Consider the following 16,675-nt stretch of genomic DNA (forward strand, 5'->3'; position numbering starts at 1 on the left):
GATTTCAAAACTTCCAGATGTTGGATTCGGATAAGCCGCTAAAGTTCCAAAAAGATCCAACGTTGCAACTTTTTTAGAATAAACTCCTTCACAAGCTTTTGATGTAGCAACTTCTAATAAACCACCTTTTTCTAAATCTAAAGAGAAATTAGAATCGTTTGTCTGAAATTGAGCTTGACCGTCAACAAAAATGGTAAATGGAGCTGTTCCGTCAATAATTTCAACATTAACTTTTTTATCTGTTATAACAGATTTTCCAGTAATAGTTGTTGCTTTTGCAATTGTAATAGTAAAGCTTTGTTCGAATGTGCGACCAGCAACCGTAATAGATACCCCGTAAGTGCCCGGAGCTAAACCTGAAACTTTTAGGCTGTTATTTGTAAATTCATAAGTTTTACTATTTATTACTGCCGTATAGTTTTGAGCCGATTTTGCAGTAATATTTATTTCGCCATTATTCTCATTTGAGCAAGATTCACTCTTAGATTCAACAGTAAAATTATCAGTTGGTAAAGTTAGGATAGCGCCACAGCTAGTGTTATAAGTTGCTGTATCGTCTTTTCTCATTGACCAGTTTGTGTTGGCAGCTGTTACATCATCAACCTGAATACATGTTAAATCAGGATTTTTTCTAAAATCAAGTTGAAAGTCATAAAGGACAGTATTCAATTTTACATTATTGCCATTTTTGATGTTTAGATATGTCAGTTTATTATCAGAAACATTTAAAAAACCAACTTTTGAATTAGTTGAAATATCAATTGAGGTCAACTGATTTGATTGGCAATAAAACGTATAAAGATCTTTGTTCTTGGTCAAATCTAATTCTGTTAACTGATTATAACTACAAACGAAATGTTGTATATATACTTGTTTAGACATATCCAGCTTTTTCAGTTGATTGTTATTACATGTTAATTGTATTATGCTGTTGTTTGAAAAGTCTAAACTTGTAAGTTTGTTTACCTGACATTGCAGATAAGATAACCCTCTGTTTCCTGAAAGATCAAGAGTTGCTAATTGGTTATGGTCACAATTTAATAAACTCAAATTAGTGCTTTTTGTAACATTTAAATTGCGCAGTGCATTGTTGCTACAAATAATATCAGTTATCGCAGTATTGTTTGTAAAGTCTAATGAGGTTAATTGATTTTCAAAACAATAGATTAAACCTAGAGCGGTGTTTTTAGAAAGGTCTAATTCTGTCAAACGGTTATTATTGATATAAAGTTTTTTAAGCGCTGTGTTTTTTGAAAGATCTACTTTTGAAATATTATTATAAGCGAAACTTAATTGTTCCAGCGCAACAAAATCCTGAATTCCAGTTAAGTCCTTAATTGGATTTACCGGATTGTTAGACGTTTCACTTACATTAAGTTCTTTAAGTGTATTAATCCTTGAAGTAAGCACTCCTCCATTTACACCATCAGTATCAATTCCTAATGCAATTAATTTTTTCTCAAAATTAGCATCTGGAATAACTGTAAAAACAGCTGCAGTACACTCCAAAGAATAATTTGCATTAGCATCTTTTGCATTTGCCCAATTTGCAGTAGCATAATTTATATCATCAACCTGAATACATGTCAAAGAAGGATTGCTTTTGAAATTGCCCAAAGTCATGTTTGTTAAATTGGTGTTTTTACCATTCTTCAGATTTAGGCTGTATAAATTATTTGAAGAAGATTGTACTTGAGTAAGTTCTGTATTTGCCGAAAGATTTAAACTTAAGATTTTGTTTGAATTACAATTTAAAGTAGTCAGTTTAAGGTTTTTTGCCAAATTTATTTCTGCTAAAGAGTTCGAAGAAACGTTTAAGTCTTTCAAAGCAGTAAATCCTTCAATTCCTTTTAAGCTTGAAATATTGCTGTTTGAAACATCAAGAGTAGTTACAGAAGCAATGCTTGAATTCAATACTTTACCATTTTTGCCATCGGTATCTATTCCTAAAGAAATTAATTTGTCTTCAAAATTTGCATCAGGAATCGCTGTAAATGAGTTGCAAAGTTTATTGTAAGAAGCGGTTGCGTCTTTTAAGCTTGCCCAATTTGTATTAGAATAACTTTCATCATCTACTTGAATGCAGATCAAATTTGGATTATTCGTAAACAATGAAGTGTTTTTGTTTAATAAAGTATTTTTTCCGTTGTTTAAATCTAAACTTACAAGTTTATTTTTTGAACAATCTAATGAGCTTAGATTACTATTTTTAGTTAAATCTAAATAGATTAATTGATTGTTTTTACAGATCAAAGACTCTAAAGCAGTAAAATCCTGAATTCCAATTAAGCTGGCAATTGAACTGTCAGAAACATCCAAAGATTTTATATTTGCTATGCTTTCAGTCAATACTTTTCCGTTTACGCCATCAGTATCAATTTTAAGAGCAATTAATTTGTTTTCAAAATTAGCATCTGGAATTGTGGTGTAAGCTCGGCAATCTGTAGAGAAATTTGCCCATGAATCTTTATAACTGGCCCAATTTAAATTGGAATAATTAGCATCATCAACCAAAATACAAGACAAAGCATGATTATTGTTAAATCTTATGTATTGTGTGAAATTTTTGTTGTTTCCATTTTTCAGGTTTAGATCATAAAGCAAATTATTAACAGCATTTACGGTAGTTAGTAATTTGTTTTTTGAAAGATCAAGAGTAGTAAGCTTGTTTCTTTCAATATAAAAACTTTGCAAATTTAAATTAGCCGTAAGGTCAATATTTTCGATACTGTTATTATCAAGATCTAAGCCTTCTAATTTTAAATTTTTAGAGACATCAATCGCTGTAAGACTGTTTACATCACATCTTAAGTTTGTTAATAAAGTATTTTTTGTCACATCAAGAGTGTTTAATCTATTGTATCCTAAATCTAAAACTGTTAATTTTAAGTTTTTAGAAGGATCAAAGCTTGATATGCTATTAGAAAGACAGCTTAGATAAGTAAGTTCTTTATTTTCAGTAGTATTTAATTCTTTTAATTTATTACTTCCACATTCAAGTTTTTGCAATAATGCGCATTTGGTAATGTTGATGTTTGTTAACTGATTGTTGCTACAGGTAACAGTCTTTAAATTTACGTTTGCACTAAGATCTAAAGTCGTCAAAGTATTATTTTCACAATATAGATTCTCCAATGCTGTATTTTTAGAAAGATTTAAAGCTGTTAACTTATTTCCATTCAGTTTTACAATTTTTAATGAAGTGTTGTTGTCAAAATTTACACTCGTTAATTTATTGGCACCAAAGTCTACACTGGCTAATAATGTATTTTGAGATAAGTCGACAGGGTTTACGAAGTTATTATAATAACAATCAAGAAGAGTTAGGCTCTTATTGTTTGTTAGATTTAGAGTTTCAAGTGAATTACGCTGTAAAATTAACGTTGTAAGTTTAGTATTATTTGAAAGATCTAATTTTGTTAATGGATTACTGTTGATAGTTAAACTCTCCAGATTAACATTCTCCGAAAGGTCGATCGCTGTTAATTTATTACTTGAAAGGTCAAGAGTCTTCAGCATTACGTTTTTTGAAAGATCTATAGAAGTTAACCCAAACGTAGTTCCACCATAAGTCAGGCTTTCAAGAGCTGTAAAACCTTCTATTCCTGTTATGTCTTTAATGTTAACAGTAGTAAAATAAATTTTTAATGTTTTTACATTCGAAATTGAACTTGTAAGCACTTTTCCATTTACACCGTCTTTGTCGTAACCAAGACTAATTAACTGTCTTTCAAAATCAGCATCCGGAATTAAAGTGTATTGCTGATCATCGCATGAAATTGCATAATTTGGAGCCGCATCCTTAAGACTTGCCCAATTCAAATTAGAATAAGCAGCATTGTCTACTTGGATACAAGTCAAGTCTGGGTTGTTTTTAAAAGTTGAAGTAGTGGCCAAACGAGTGTTGTTGCCATTTTTTAAATTGATAGTAGTCAGCTTATTTGAAGAACAATCTAAAAACGTAAGACCAGGATTTTTAGAAACGTCCAATGTTTTTAAACTATTACCTTGACAATTTAAACTTTGCAAAGATTGATTAGATGAAACGTCAAGAGCAGTTAAGTTGCTGAAATTACAGTTTATAAAAGTTAATGCTGTATTGTTAGTTAAAACTATTCCGTTTGTAAAATCGTTGGCACTGCAATTAATTTCTTTCAGAAATAAATTTTTAGTAACATTTAAGTCCTTTAGTTTGTTGTCATAACAATTTAAGGTCGTTAAATTTAAATTAGTAGCTAAATCAAGGCTAGTAATTAAGTTGGTCGCACAATTTAGATTTGTCAGAGCAGTATTTTTGCTAACATTTAAACTTGTTAATTTATTCGAAAAACAGTTCAATGTAACCAGCGAAGTGTTGTTCGAAACATCAAGAGCTGTTAAATTGTTAAAAGAACAAATTAACTGAGTTAATGCTTTAAAATCCTGAATCCCGGTTAAGTCGTTAATATTTAGCCCATTGATGTTTAATGTTTTTAAGGAGGCAATGTTTGCCGTTAAAACCTGACCATCAGGAGTTCCAGAATCGTATTTTTCATTAATTAAGAATTTCTCAAAATTAAGATCCGGAATCGAGGTGTATTGCGCATAAAGAGAAAAATTTGCCAAAAACAGCAACAAGAGTAGTTTTGTTTTCATAGAATGAATTTAAAATTTTGTCAGCGCAATTATAGTTGGTTTAAAGGGAAATTCCTTACGGAAAAGCGTAATGGCGTGTTTTTTTTGAAAAAAGTTATGAATAAAAAATGCCCTATTTTCATTTTTAGAAAATAGGGCATTTAGTTTTTTTTTGAATTTATTACTCTACAACAATTTTCTTTGCTGAAGAAGCATCTTGATTAATTAAGTATAAATAATAAACACCTCTTGGCAATCCAGAAAGATCAATTTTAGTATTCGATTCATTTGAATTTAATTGGAATGATTTTACCAATTTGCCATTTGTATCATAAACGGCAACTTTTTCTACAGAAACATTTTGAATGTTAACTTCGCCTTTTGTTGGGTTTGGATAAACCGCGACTTGGTCAAAAACTGAATCTTCAAGGCCTAAAGATTTACATGTTGAAGAATAAGTTGCTGTTTGATCTTTGATCCCAGCCCAATTAGCGTTCGAAAATGCAACATCATCTACCTGAATACAGCTAAGTTTTAAATTATTTAAGAAACTAGTATAGATCGAAGCCGCTGTCTTTTTGCCAGTTTGAGTTGGTAAAATAAAGTTTTTATTATTGCCGTTTTTAACATTCAGTGACACTAAAGGATTAAACTCAACAAAAATAAGTTCTAATAGAGGATTATGAGAAATATCCAAAGTTGTTAACTGATTATTGCTGACATTCAATCTTTTTAGCAATGGATTTTTGCTCAGATCTAAAGTGGTTAAAGCATTATTATAGCAATACAAATTTTCCAATTTTGCATTGTTAGAAAGATCTAATGAAGCAATATTATTTTTTCCGCACACTAAATCAGTCAAATCTGGCATATTTGAAACGTTTATTTGAGTTAGCTTATTATCGCTACAATCAATTGATTTTAATGCTGTATTTGAAGTTAAATCAAAGTTCGTTAATAAATTAGAATTGACATCGACAAATAAGAGTGATTTATTTTGAGAAATATCCAGATTAGTAATTTGGTTTTTTCCTGCACTCAGATTTAGTAACTTAGTATTTTTAGAAACATCTAAACTTGTTAGTTGATTGTTGTATAAATCTAGTTTAGTCAGCAGAATATTTTTACTTACGTCTATTGTAGTTATGTTATTTGAAGAAAGATCCAAATAAGTTAAGGCAGTAAAATTTTCTATTCCTGATAAATCGGTAATATTAGAATTTGATAAATCCAGCGATGTAATAGCGCTAATATCAGAAGTCGCTATTTTTCCATTAAGACCATCTTTGTCAATACCCAAATCAATCAGCTTTTGTTCAAAATTAGAATCAGCAAGCAAAGTGTATGCTGTGCAATCTATATTGTAATTTGCAGAGCTGTCTTTAAAGTTTGACCAGTTTTGGTTTGAGTACGTTTGATCATCAACCTGAATACAGCTTAAATTTGGATTTTGCTTGAAGTTAGAATTGTTGTTAAAATTAGAATTGTTTCCGTTTTTTAAGTTTAGAGTTACTAATTTATTATTGCTACAATCTAAAGAATTCAATTTTTTATTTTGAGAAATATCTAAAGTTGATAATTGATTCCCGCTACAATTTAGAGTTTGCAAATTAGCAAAACCTTTAATTCCCGTTAAGTCTTTGATATTGCTTGAGAAAACATTTAATGATGTTACATTGACGATACTGCTATTTAAAACAGTTCCGTTTTTGCCATCTTTGTCAATGTTCAACTCTATCAATTTGTTTTCAAAAGCTGGATCAGGTATTGCTGTTATTTGAGAACAATCTACAATAGAATAGCTAGCTGAAGAATCTTTGAAGGTAGACCAGTTGGCATTAGCATTTAAAGCGTTATCAACCAAAATACATGTTAGCGATGGATTTTTTGTCAAGTCAATGCTTGTAGAAGTAATTGAACCATTGTTTCCATTTTTCAAATTTACATTTGTAAGCTGTTTGTTTTCAGTACAGAAAATAGCGCTTAAAGAAGTGTTTTCAGAAAGATCTAAATTTGTTATTGAAGTAGATGAACACCATAATGCCGCTAATGCTTTATTATTTGAAACATCTATCGCTGTTATTGGATTTGATGAACATGAAAAATATTGTAAACTAGGGTTATGTGAGACATCAATTTGAGTCAACTCATTGTTAAACGCTGAGAAATTGTCTAAAGCAATATTTTTTGAAACATCAATTGTTGTTAGTTTATTATAGGCAACATTTAAGTTTGTTAAAGCAATATTTTTTGAAACATTTATTGATTCCAATTTATTTGACATACAATTTAAATTGGTTAGTTCTTTAAAATTTTCTATTCCGGTTAAATCGTTAATATTTGTGCCATAAAGATCTAGTTCTGTAACCGAAGTAATATTTGAAGTCAAAACTTTTCCATCTGCAGTTCCAGAATCAATTCCTAATGCGATTAATTTATTTTCAAAATTAGCATCAGGAATTAAGGTGTATGTAGGCAAACAGTCCACTGAAAAGGAAGCTGTGTTATCTTTTTTTGATGCCCAATTTGCACTCGCATAAGCCACATCATCAACTTTTATACACGTTAGATCTGGATTGTTTTTTAGATCTAAAGAGGAGTCTAAAATGGTATTTTTTCCATTTCTCAAGTTTAGTTCAACCAATTTATTGTTTGATACGTTTAAAGTGGTTAATGCTGTGTTTTTTGAAAGATCAAGATTTGTTAACTGATTTCCAAAACCACTTACAAACCATAATAGAGTATTATGGCTCAGATCAATTTCTTTTAAATTGTTATTCTCAAAACCTAATCTTTGAAGATTTGTATTTTGGCTCAAATCTACAGTTGAAATATGATTCTTTGAAAGCTCAAGAGTATGAAGCTTGGTGTTTTTTGTTACATCTATACTTGTGAAAGCATTATCTAAAATACCAATATTTTCTAACATTAAATTTTTGCTAAAATCAGCAGTTGTCAGTTTATTACGGTCGCAGAAAAAGTATTTTAACGATGCAAAATCCTGTAATCCTGTTAAATCTGAAATATTGCTGTCGGCTACATCTAAAGAAATAATATAAGTAATAGAAGCTGTTGCGACTTTTCCGTCTGGAGTTCCTGAGTCAATTCCTAAATCAATTAATTTTTGCTCAAAATTTTGGTCTGGAATTAGTGTAAAAAATTCTGGACAATCTAAATTGTAATTCGCAGTTGTGTCTTTCTTGTTCGCCCAATTATTGTTTGAGTAATCAACATCATCTACTTCAATACAGGTTAATGCAGGATTGTTTGATAAAATAAGCGCCTGACTAAAGATTTTTGTGTTGTTTCCGTTTTTTAAATTTAAACTTTGTAATGGCGGATTATTTGAACAATTCAAAGTGGTCAAAGCCTTATTTTTACTAATGTCTAACATTTTTAATTCATTAGATCCACAAAATAACTGAGTTAGGTTTTTTTGATTTGAGATATCTATTGTTTTTATCTGATTACCGCTAAAATCTAATAAATCCAAAATAAGATTGTCTTTTACATCTAATGTTGTTAATTGGTTATTTTCAGCAGTTAAAGCAAGTAAATTTACGTTTTTGTCAAGTGATAAGTTAGTTAATTGGTTGTTGCTGCAATCTAAAATTTGCAACTTAGTGTTATTGCTTAAATCTAAAGATGTTAGAGAATTGTAAAAACACTGTATGAATTCTAATTCTGAGCATTTACTAATGTTTAAGCTCTTTAATTGATTTGATGAGCAAGTTAATTTTTTTAGCGCTATATTTTTATCTAAGTCTAAAGTTGTTAATTTATTTCCGCCACAATGTAGGTCTGTTAAAGATGTGTTTTTGCTTACGTTTATACTTTTTAGGTTATTTGAATCGCATGATAAATAGGTTAAAGAAGTAAAACCTTCAATCCCAGTTAAATCTGAAATAGAGCTTGAACTTATATTTAAATTGGTAACAGTAGCAATTTTTTCTGTCAAAACTTTTCCGTCTGCAACGCCAGAATCAAGATCTAAAGCGATTAATTTATTCTCAAAATTGACGTCGGGAATCAATGTGTATCCATCTGTGCAATAGGTATTAAAACTTGCTGTTGCATCTTTTTTTGCTGTCCAGTTTGTATTGGCATAAGCGACATCATCAACTTGAATACAAGTTAAATCTGGATTGTTTGTAAAACCAGAATTGTAAATATTTAAATTAGAATTATTGCCGTTTTTGACATTTAATGTAGTCAGTTTATTTTTATTACACGCCAATTTTGTCAAAGCTGTATTTTGCGATACATCTAAACTCGTTAGCTGATTTCCATAACACCAAAAAGTTGTTAGAGCCTTGTTTTTAGAAACATTTATTGTGCTCAATTGGTTTGTCTGGCAATATAAACTTGTTATTAAAGTGTTTTTAGTTATATCAAGATTTGTCAGATTGTTTTCATGGCAATGAAAAAAAGTTAGTGCTGTATTTTTAGAAACATCAATAGCAGTCAATTGGTTTGTAGAGCAGACAAATTCTTTTAAAGCTGTATATTTTGAAATATCAAGCGCAGTAAATTTGTTGCTGTTTAGATATAGTACTTCAAGTGTATTACTTTCAGGAAGCGTTATCGATGTTAATTGATTTTCTCCGCAGTGCAAGGTTTTTAAAGCTGTATTTTTAGAAACATCGAGAGATGTCAAGTTGTTCTTGTCAAGATCTACTCTGGTTAGTTTTGCGTTTTCGTAAAGATTTAAATTAGTAAGCAAGTTAGCATAACAATTTAAGTATGTTAAGGAGGTACATTTAGAAACATCAACAGAAGCAATATTATTCATTGCTAAGTCTAACTCCGTTAATTTTATATTGCTAGAAAGATCAAGACTTGTCAATTGATTTGATGCACAATATAAACTAGTTAAGTTTAAATTTTTAGAAACATCCAGAGAGGTTATTTTGTTATATGTACAGCTTAAACTAAGTAATTTTGTATTTTTAGATAGATCAAGGGATGTCAATGAATAATTCATATCACAGTTTAATGACCTTAAATTGATATTGTTTGAAACATCTAAAGTTGGGATATTAATTCCGCTTACATTTAATGTCGTCAATGTCGTGATTTGCGAAACATCGAATCCTGTTAATTTTGTATTTGAAATATCTAATATGTTTATATTGATGTTTTTAGAAACATCGATTGTAGTAATTGGATTGCTATTAACATCCAGTTTATATAAAGCTACGTTTTTAGATACATCTAGTAATACTATTTTGTTGCCCCCAGCAGTTAAAGATGTTAAAAATGTATTTTTTGAAACATCAAGGGTTGTTAGCTGATTTGCACTGCATTCTAAAGTCTTTAAGTTAAAGTTTTTCGAAAGATTTAGTGCGGTCAGTTTGCCATTGCCACCTTCAAATGGTATATATTGACTACCTCTGCAAATTAATGTCTCTAAAGCTGTAAAGCTTTCAATTCCTGTCAAGTCAGAGACTACCTTGGTATCGATTTCTAGCGATTTAACCGTTTTAAGATTATTTGTGAGTACCTTTCCATCAACTGCACCTGAATCAAGTCCTAATTCAATAAGCTTTTTCTCAAAATTAGAATCTGGAATTAGGGTGTAAAGATCCAATCTTTCAGGTGCATCAACGTACATACCCGAAATTTCTTGTGGCGTTAGTACACGATTCCAAATTCCAATATCATCGATAGTTCCTTTAAAAAACTCACTAGTTGTATCTCCTGAGATTCGTTTTCCTATTCTAAAAATATTGTTTAAAGTACTTAGGTTAGCAACTTTTTCAGATGCTAAAACTCCATTTACATACAACGATACTTTAGTTCCATTGTAGGTAAGTGTAAAAAAGTACCAGTCATTACTTAAGTAGTCAAAATTATTTACATAAAAATCATCACCTATAGCGTTTGGCCCAGTTGAAGTTTGAAGATAACCTTTTGAGTAAATAGTAAGCCCAAATTTTTGTAACCTTGATAAAGTACCATAATTAAAGATACATACATCTCCGTTTTCGCCAGAATTTGGCGTGTTTGTTTTAAACCAGCCAGAAATAGTTCTTGCCGCGTTGCCTTGAGGAATATTGGTAGTAGTAGCATCAATATAGCTGCTTACTCCGTTAAAACTATAAGCACTATTCAATTTTCCTGTTCTGTCTTCCGTCAATACAGCACCATTCACAGTACCATTATTAAGATTTCCGCTTATATCATTTGCATTATTGTCAAAAGGATAGTAGGCAATTAAGCCGCTTTTGGGTACATAAGCAGGTAAAGTTTGTGCAAAATTCGAGAAAGTAATAAAAGAAAATAACAAAAGTAGTTTTGTCTTCATAGGATTAAATTAGTGATAAGGTCGGGCAAGAATAAATATTTTTTACGGACATTCCTTACGGAAAACCGTAACAGTGTATCCAATATCCAATTTTTTACAAAACTCACAAAATATAAAACCTATAAAATTTTATAAGATTAGTTTTAAGTATTTGATACAAAGAGTCTTTTGTAACGTTTCTGTTTCCTTAAAGTAAATTTAAATAATCATAAGACAGTGTTAATCGTTAGTTTTTTGTAACAAAAAGTCCTAATTTAGGCGCATCTTTTAACTTTAACGATACATTTAATCACATGAGTCATATAAAACCATTAAAATTATCTGCTTTTGCTTTATTGGTTTTAGCAGGATGCGGGACCACTTTACAAGCGCAATCTGCTGCTTCTAAAGAATTTATAAAAGCACCTTTGGCTGTTGTGAAAAAAGCACCAGTCACAGAAAATGAACTAAAAAGATGGAGTCACCTAGATTTGGTAAAAGATTCTATCCCAGGAATGAGTGTTGATAGGGCTTACGCCGAATTATTGCAAGGAAAAACAGGCCAGAAAGTAATCGTTGGAATTGTAGATTCTGGTATTGATATCGAACACGAAGATTTGCAAGGAATGATTTGGACAAACCCAAAAGAAATTCCAGGCAACGGAATCGATGATGATAAAAACGGATTTATTGATGATGTTCACGGTTGGAATTTCCTTGGTAATGCAGTGCACGAAAATCTTGAATTGACACGAATTGTGAAAAAAGGCGATGATGGTTCTGCTCAATACAAAGCTGCTTTGGCAGAATACAATGATAAGTACGATGAAGCTTTAAAAAATAAACAGCAAGTAGATGCGTTGTTAAATATTCACAATACTATAAAAAAAGAGTTAGGGAAAACAACCTATAAACTCGAAGATTTAAGTACAATTAAATCAGCAGACCCCAAAGTTCTATATTGTAAAGACGCAATGACTCAGATTTTCACAAATGCAGGCCCGACTTTTGATCCTGAAGCTGATTTTGAAGAGTATAGAGAACAAGTTTACGATGATTTGAACTACAACTTAAATAAAGAATACGACGGAAGAAAAATCGTAGGCGACAATCCAGATGATATCAAAAACAATCATTACGGAAACAATATTGTTTTTGGTCCAGATAAAGAAAAAGCATTACACGGAACTCACGTTGCTGGAATTATTGGACAAGTTCGTGGCAATAATTTAGGAGGAGACGGAATCACAAACAACGTTGAAATTTTGACCGTAAGAGCAGTTCCAGACGGAGACGAATATGATAAAGATATTGCACTTGCCATTCGTTATGCAGTTGACAATGGAGCAAAAGTAATCAACGGAAGTTTTGGAAAAAGCTATTCGCCACATAAAGACTGGGTTTACGATGCTTTAAGTTACGCAGCTAAAAAGGATGTTTTGATCGTGCATGCAGCAGGTAATGACGGCTACAATATTGATGAAACTAAAAACATCAATTATCCAAATGACTCTAAAGACAACGTAAAAGAATTTACAAACAATGTGATTACTGTTGGCGCAATTAAGAAAGAATATGGCGAAAATGTAGTGGCAAGTTTCTCAAATTTTGGAAAAATAAACGTTGATGTTTTTGCTCCGGGAGAAGAAATTTATGCAACAGTTCCAAACAATAAATACAAATATCTGCAAGGAACTTCAATGGCATCGCCAAATGTTGCTGGTGTAGCAGCATTGATTCGTTCGTATTATCCAAAATTGAAAGCAGTTCAGGTAAAACAAATTTTAATGGATTCTGGAGTAGCACTTCCTTCAAAAGTAGTTTTAGGAGAAAATGAAGAAACAGGTGAAAAACCAGCAGCAGTTTCATCGACGGAATCCTCTAGAACAGCTAAAATGGTAAATGCTTACAATGCATTGCTTATGGCCGAAAAAATGTCTAAAAAATAACAAAACAGAATATATTAATCCGATGGAAGGGCGGCGGCTCTTCCATTTTCATTAAAATAACCATGCGAAAAATTGTACTATTATCCTTTCTGAGTTTAGGTTTAAACTCTGCTTTTGCTCAAAGCGCTCCTTATTGGCAACAACATGTCGATTATAAAATGGAAGTATCGATGGATGTAAAAACCTATCAATATAAAGGAAAACAAGAATTAGTTTATACAAACAATTCTCCTGATACTTTAAGAAAAGTTTTTTATCATTTATATCCAAATGCGTTTCAGCCAGGAAGCGAAATGGATGCACGTTTGCATTCTATAAAAGATCCAGATGCAAGAATGGTTAATAAAGTTAAAGATGCTGAAGGAAAAGAAATCAAACAAAGCCGAATTGAGACTTTGAAGCCAAATGAAATTGGTTTTCTGAAAATCAGCAATTTTAAGCAAGATGGCGTTGTTGCTCAAACAAGACTTTCATCTACAATTTTAGAAGTGACTTTGGCTAAGCCAATTTTGCCAAATTCAAAAACAACTTTCACATTAGATTTTGACGGACAAGTTCCGGTTCAAATTCGTCGTTCTGGACGAAACAATAAAGAAGGAGTTGAGCTTTCTATGTCACAATGGTACCCAAAATTAGCCGAATTTGATTTTGAAGGATGGCACGCAGATCCTTATATCGCTCGTGAATTTCACGGTGTTTGGGGAGATTTTGACGTAAAAATCACAATTGATAAAGATTATACAATCGGTGGTTCAGGATATTTGCAAGACAAAAATTCAATCGGACACGGTTATGAAGATGCTGGCGTAACAGTAACTTATCCTAAAAAAGCAAAAACATTAACTTGGCATTTTATCGCACCAAATGTTCACGATTTCACTTGGGCGGCTGATAAAGCTTACACGCATGATATTGTAAAAGGACCAAACGATGTTGATTTGCATTTCTTCTACAAAAATGACGAAAAAACAACTGCAAACTGGAAACAGCTTGAGCCTTTGATGGTAAAAGTTATGGATTATTACAACCACAGAGTTGGAGCTTATCCGTACAAACAATATTCATTTATTCAAGGAGGCGACGGTGGAATGGAGTACGCAATGTGTACTTTGATGCTTGGAAGCGGAACGCTTGAAGGAATTCTTGGAACTGCAACGCACGAGTTAGGACACTCTTGGTTCCAACATATTTTGGCTTCAAACGAATCTAAACATCCTTGGATGGACGAAGGTTTTACAACTTATATCGAAGACAGCGCTTTGAACGAATTAAAAGGAGATAAGAAAGAAGTAAATCCGTTTGAAGGAAATTATAAAGCTTATTACAGTTTAGTAAATTCTGGAAAAGAACAGCCACAAACTACGCACGGTGATCGTTATGACGAAAATCGTCCATACAGTATTTCATCTTATGTAAAAGGAAGCATTTTCCTTTCACAATTGGAATATGTAATCGGAAAAGAAAACCTTGACAAAACTTTGAAAAGATATTACAGCGATTTTAAATTCAAGCATCCAACTCCAAACGATATCAAAAGAACAGCGGAAAGAGTTTCTGGCGCTGAACTAGATTGGTATTTAATTGATTGGGCAGAAACTGCAAACACAATCGACTACGGAATTAAAGACGTTGCTGATAATGCAGGAAAAACAACTGTGACTTTAGAAAGAATTGGTAGAATGCCAATGCCAATCGACTTAAAAGTAGATTATACAGATGGAACTTCGGAGACATTTTATATTCCATTGAGAATGATGAATTTCATTAAGCCAAATCCAAATCCAAATGAGAAAAGAACGGTTCTTGAAGATTGGGCTTGGGCGCAGTCAAACTATAGTTTCTCAATTGATAAAAGCAAAACTGCAATCAAAAAAATCACTATTGATCCAAGCGGATTAATGGCTGATGTGAAACAAACAAATAATGTTTTTGAAGTGAAATAAAGATTATAAATTTTTAAATAATAAAATCCAAAGCTGATTTCTGGCTTTGGATTTTTTTTTAAATAAATTTAAAAGAATTGTAATTTTGATACAATAGGTAATCTAGTAGTTTGAAATTTTAAATAAAAAGAATGACAGTATATGAATCCTTAATAAAGCATTTGCAAGAACGAATAGAACTTTCTGAAGAAGAAGCCAATCAATTTGTTTCTCATTTTAAAATTAAAAACATAAAGAAACGACAGTTTATAGTGCAACCTGATTTTGTAGCTAAGTACAGAAGTTACGTGGTTGATGGCGCTTTAAGGGCTTATGTTGTAAATGATGAAGGCCAAGAACATACAATTGCTTTTGCTATTGAAGATTGGTGGATTTCAGACTACAATAGTTATATTTATCAACAGCCGGCTACGATGTTTGTTGTGGCTTTAGAGGATGCTGTCTTGTTGCAAATAGATTTTGAAACGGAAGCGAAATTAAGGATGGCTAACCCAAAATTTGAAACTTTTTTTCGAATTACGGCAGAACGTACCGCAGCATTTTTTCAAAGAAGAATTATTACAAACCTCACATCTTCGGCAGAAGAACGATATGACAAATTTATAACTCAATATCCTTTAATCGTAAATCGTGTACCGCAATATGCATTGGCTTCGTATTTAGGGATGACAACAGAATTTCTTTCGAAAATAAAAAATAATAAATTGAAAAAATAAACTTGAACTAGTTCAATCTTTTTTCATAATCTACTTCATTTTAAAACTTTTTAGGTTGTCTGAACTTTGTAAAACAATTTTAAATACAAAGAAAATGACAACAAATAGAAATACGGCACTTGTTGTGGGCGCAAATGGCGTTATAGGTGCAAATCTTATAGAATATCTTTTATCTACAAAAAACTGGGACATTATTGGATTGTCTAGAAAAGGAGGTGAAAATGTACCTAATTTAAAATACATATCAGTTGATTTACTGGATATTGAAAACAGTAAAAAACAGTTGGCAGACCTCAAAAACATTACCCATATATTTTATACCGCTTATCAGGATCGTCCATCATGGGCTGAGCTTGTTGAGCCTAATCTTAATATGCTTAAGAATGTAGTTGAGATAATTGAGCCAATAGCTAAAGATTTACAGCATGTTAGTTTGATGCAGGGATATAAAGTATATGGAGCTCATTTAGGACCGTTTAAAACTCCGGCCAAAGAAACAGATGCGGGACACATGCCTCCAGAATTTAACATTGACCAACAGCAATATCTAGAAAAAAAGAAAGAAGGGAAAAAGTGGAATTGGAGTGCCATTCGTCCATCAGTTGTTGGTGGTACAGCAATCGGAAATCCAATGAATCTGGCGCTTTTGATTGCTGTTTACGCATCAATTTCTAAAGAATTAAATCTTCCGCTTCGATTTCCCGGAAAAACAGGAGCGTATGATAAACTTATGGAAATGACGGATGCTGGTTTATTGGCGAAAGCCACAGTTTGGGCCGCAACAAATCCGCAATGTGCTAACCAAGCTTTTAATATTACAAATGGTGATTTATTTCGTTGGACAGAACTTTGGCCTAAAATTGCTTCTTATTTTGATATTCCTGTTGCACCACCACTTCAAATGGAATTAAAAACAGTAATGTCTGATAAAAAAGATTTATGGGAAAACATTCAGGAAAAATACAATTTAGAAAGACACGATTATCAAAAACTAGCCAGTTGGAATTTTGGAGATTTTGTATTTTCTTGGGATTATGATTTTTTTGCCGATGGATCAAAAGCTAGACGTTTAGGATTTCATGAATTTATAGATACAGAAGAAATGTTTTTTGGTCTTTTTGATCAATTACGTCAGAAAAAAATAATTCCTTAATTGTAATAAAATCA

5 protein-coding genes and 1 pseudogene are annotated in these 16,675 nt (G+C 31.7%); 4 read left to right on the forward strand and 2 right to left on the reverse strand.

Going from position 1 to position 16,675, the window contains the following annotated elements:
* Positions 1–4,635: pseudogene (locus EYY60_RS16655) on the reverse strand (hypothetical protein); the annotation flags it as partial.
* A 160-nt stretch (positions 4,636–4,795) separates the two neighbouring features.
* Entirely contained in the window at positions 4,796–10,921 is a 6,126-nt protein-coding gene (locus EYY60_RS16660; protein WP_132990446.1) for a leucine-rich repeat domain-containing protein, read from the reverse strand.
* 293 nt (positions 10,922–11,214) lie between these two features.
* Here EYY60_RS16660 and EYY60_RS16665 point away from each other — a divergent pair, with 293 nt between their 5' ends.
* From EYY60_RS16665 to EYY60_RS16680, 4 genes are all read left to right on the forward strand, one after another.
* Positions 11,215–12,849, forward strand: a complete 1,635-nt coding sequence (locus tag EYY60_RS16665) for a S8 family peptidase (protein ID WP_132990447.1) — start codon at positions 11,215–11,217, stop codon at positions 12,847–12,849.
* 62 nt (positions 12,850–12,911) lie between these two features.
* Entirely contained in the window at positions 12,912–14,792 is a 1,881-nt protein-coding gene (locus tag EYY60_RS16670; RefSeq protein ID WP_132990448.1) for a M1 family metallopeptidase, read from the forward strand.
* A 131-nt stretch (positions 14,793–14,923) separates the two neighbouring features.
* Positions 14,924–15,508, forward strand: a complete 585-nt coding sequence (locus EYY60_RS16675; RefSeq protein ID WP_132990449.1) for a Crp/Fnr family transcriptional regulator — start codon at positions 14,924–14,926, stop codon at positions 15,506–15,508.
* Positions 15,509–15,602: 94 nt separating this feature from the next.
* Positions 15,603–16,661, forward strand: coding sequence for an SDR family oxidoreductase (locus EYY60_RS16680; protein ID WP_132990450.1), 1,059 nt, complete (start codon positions 15,603–15,605; stop codon positions 16,659–16,661).
* Positions 16,662–16,675: the final 14 nt, after the last annotated feature.

The sequence above is a fragment of the Flavobacterium zhairuonense genome (genome assembly GCF_004352915.1).
Lineage (GTDB): Bacteria > Bacteroidota > Bacteroidia > Flavobacteriales > Flavobacteriaceae > Flavobacterium > Flavobacterium zhairuonense.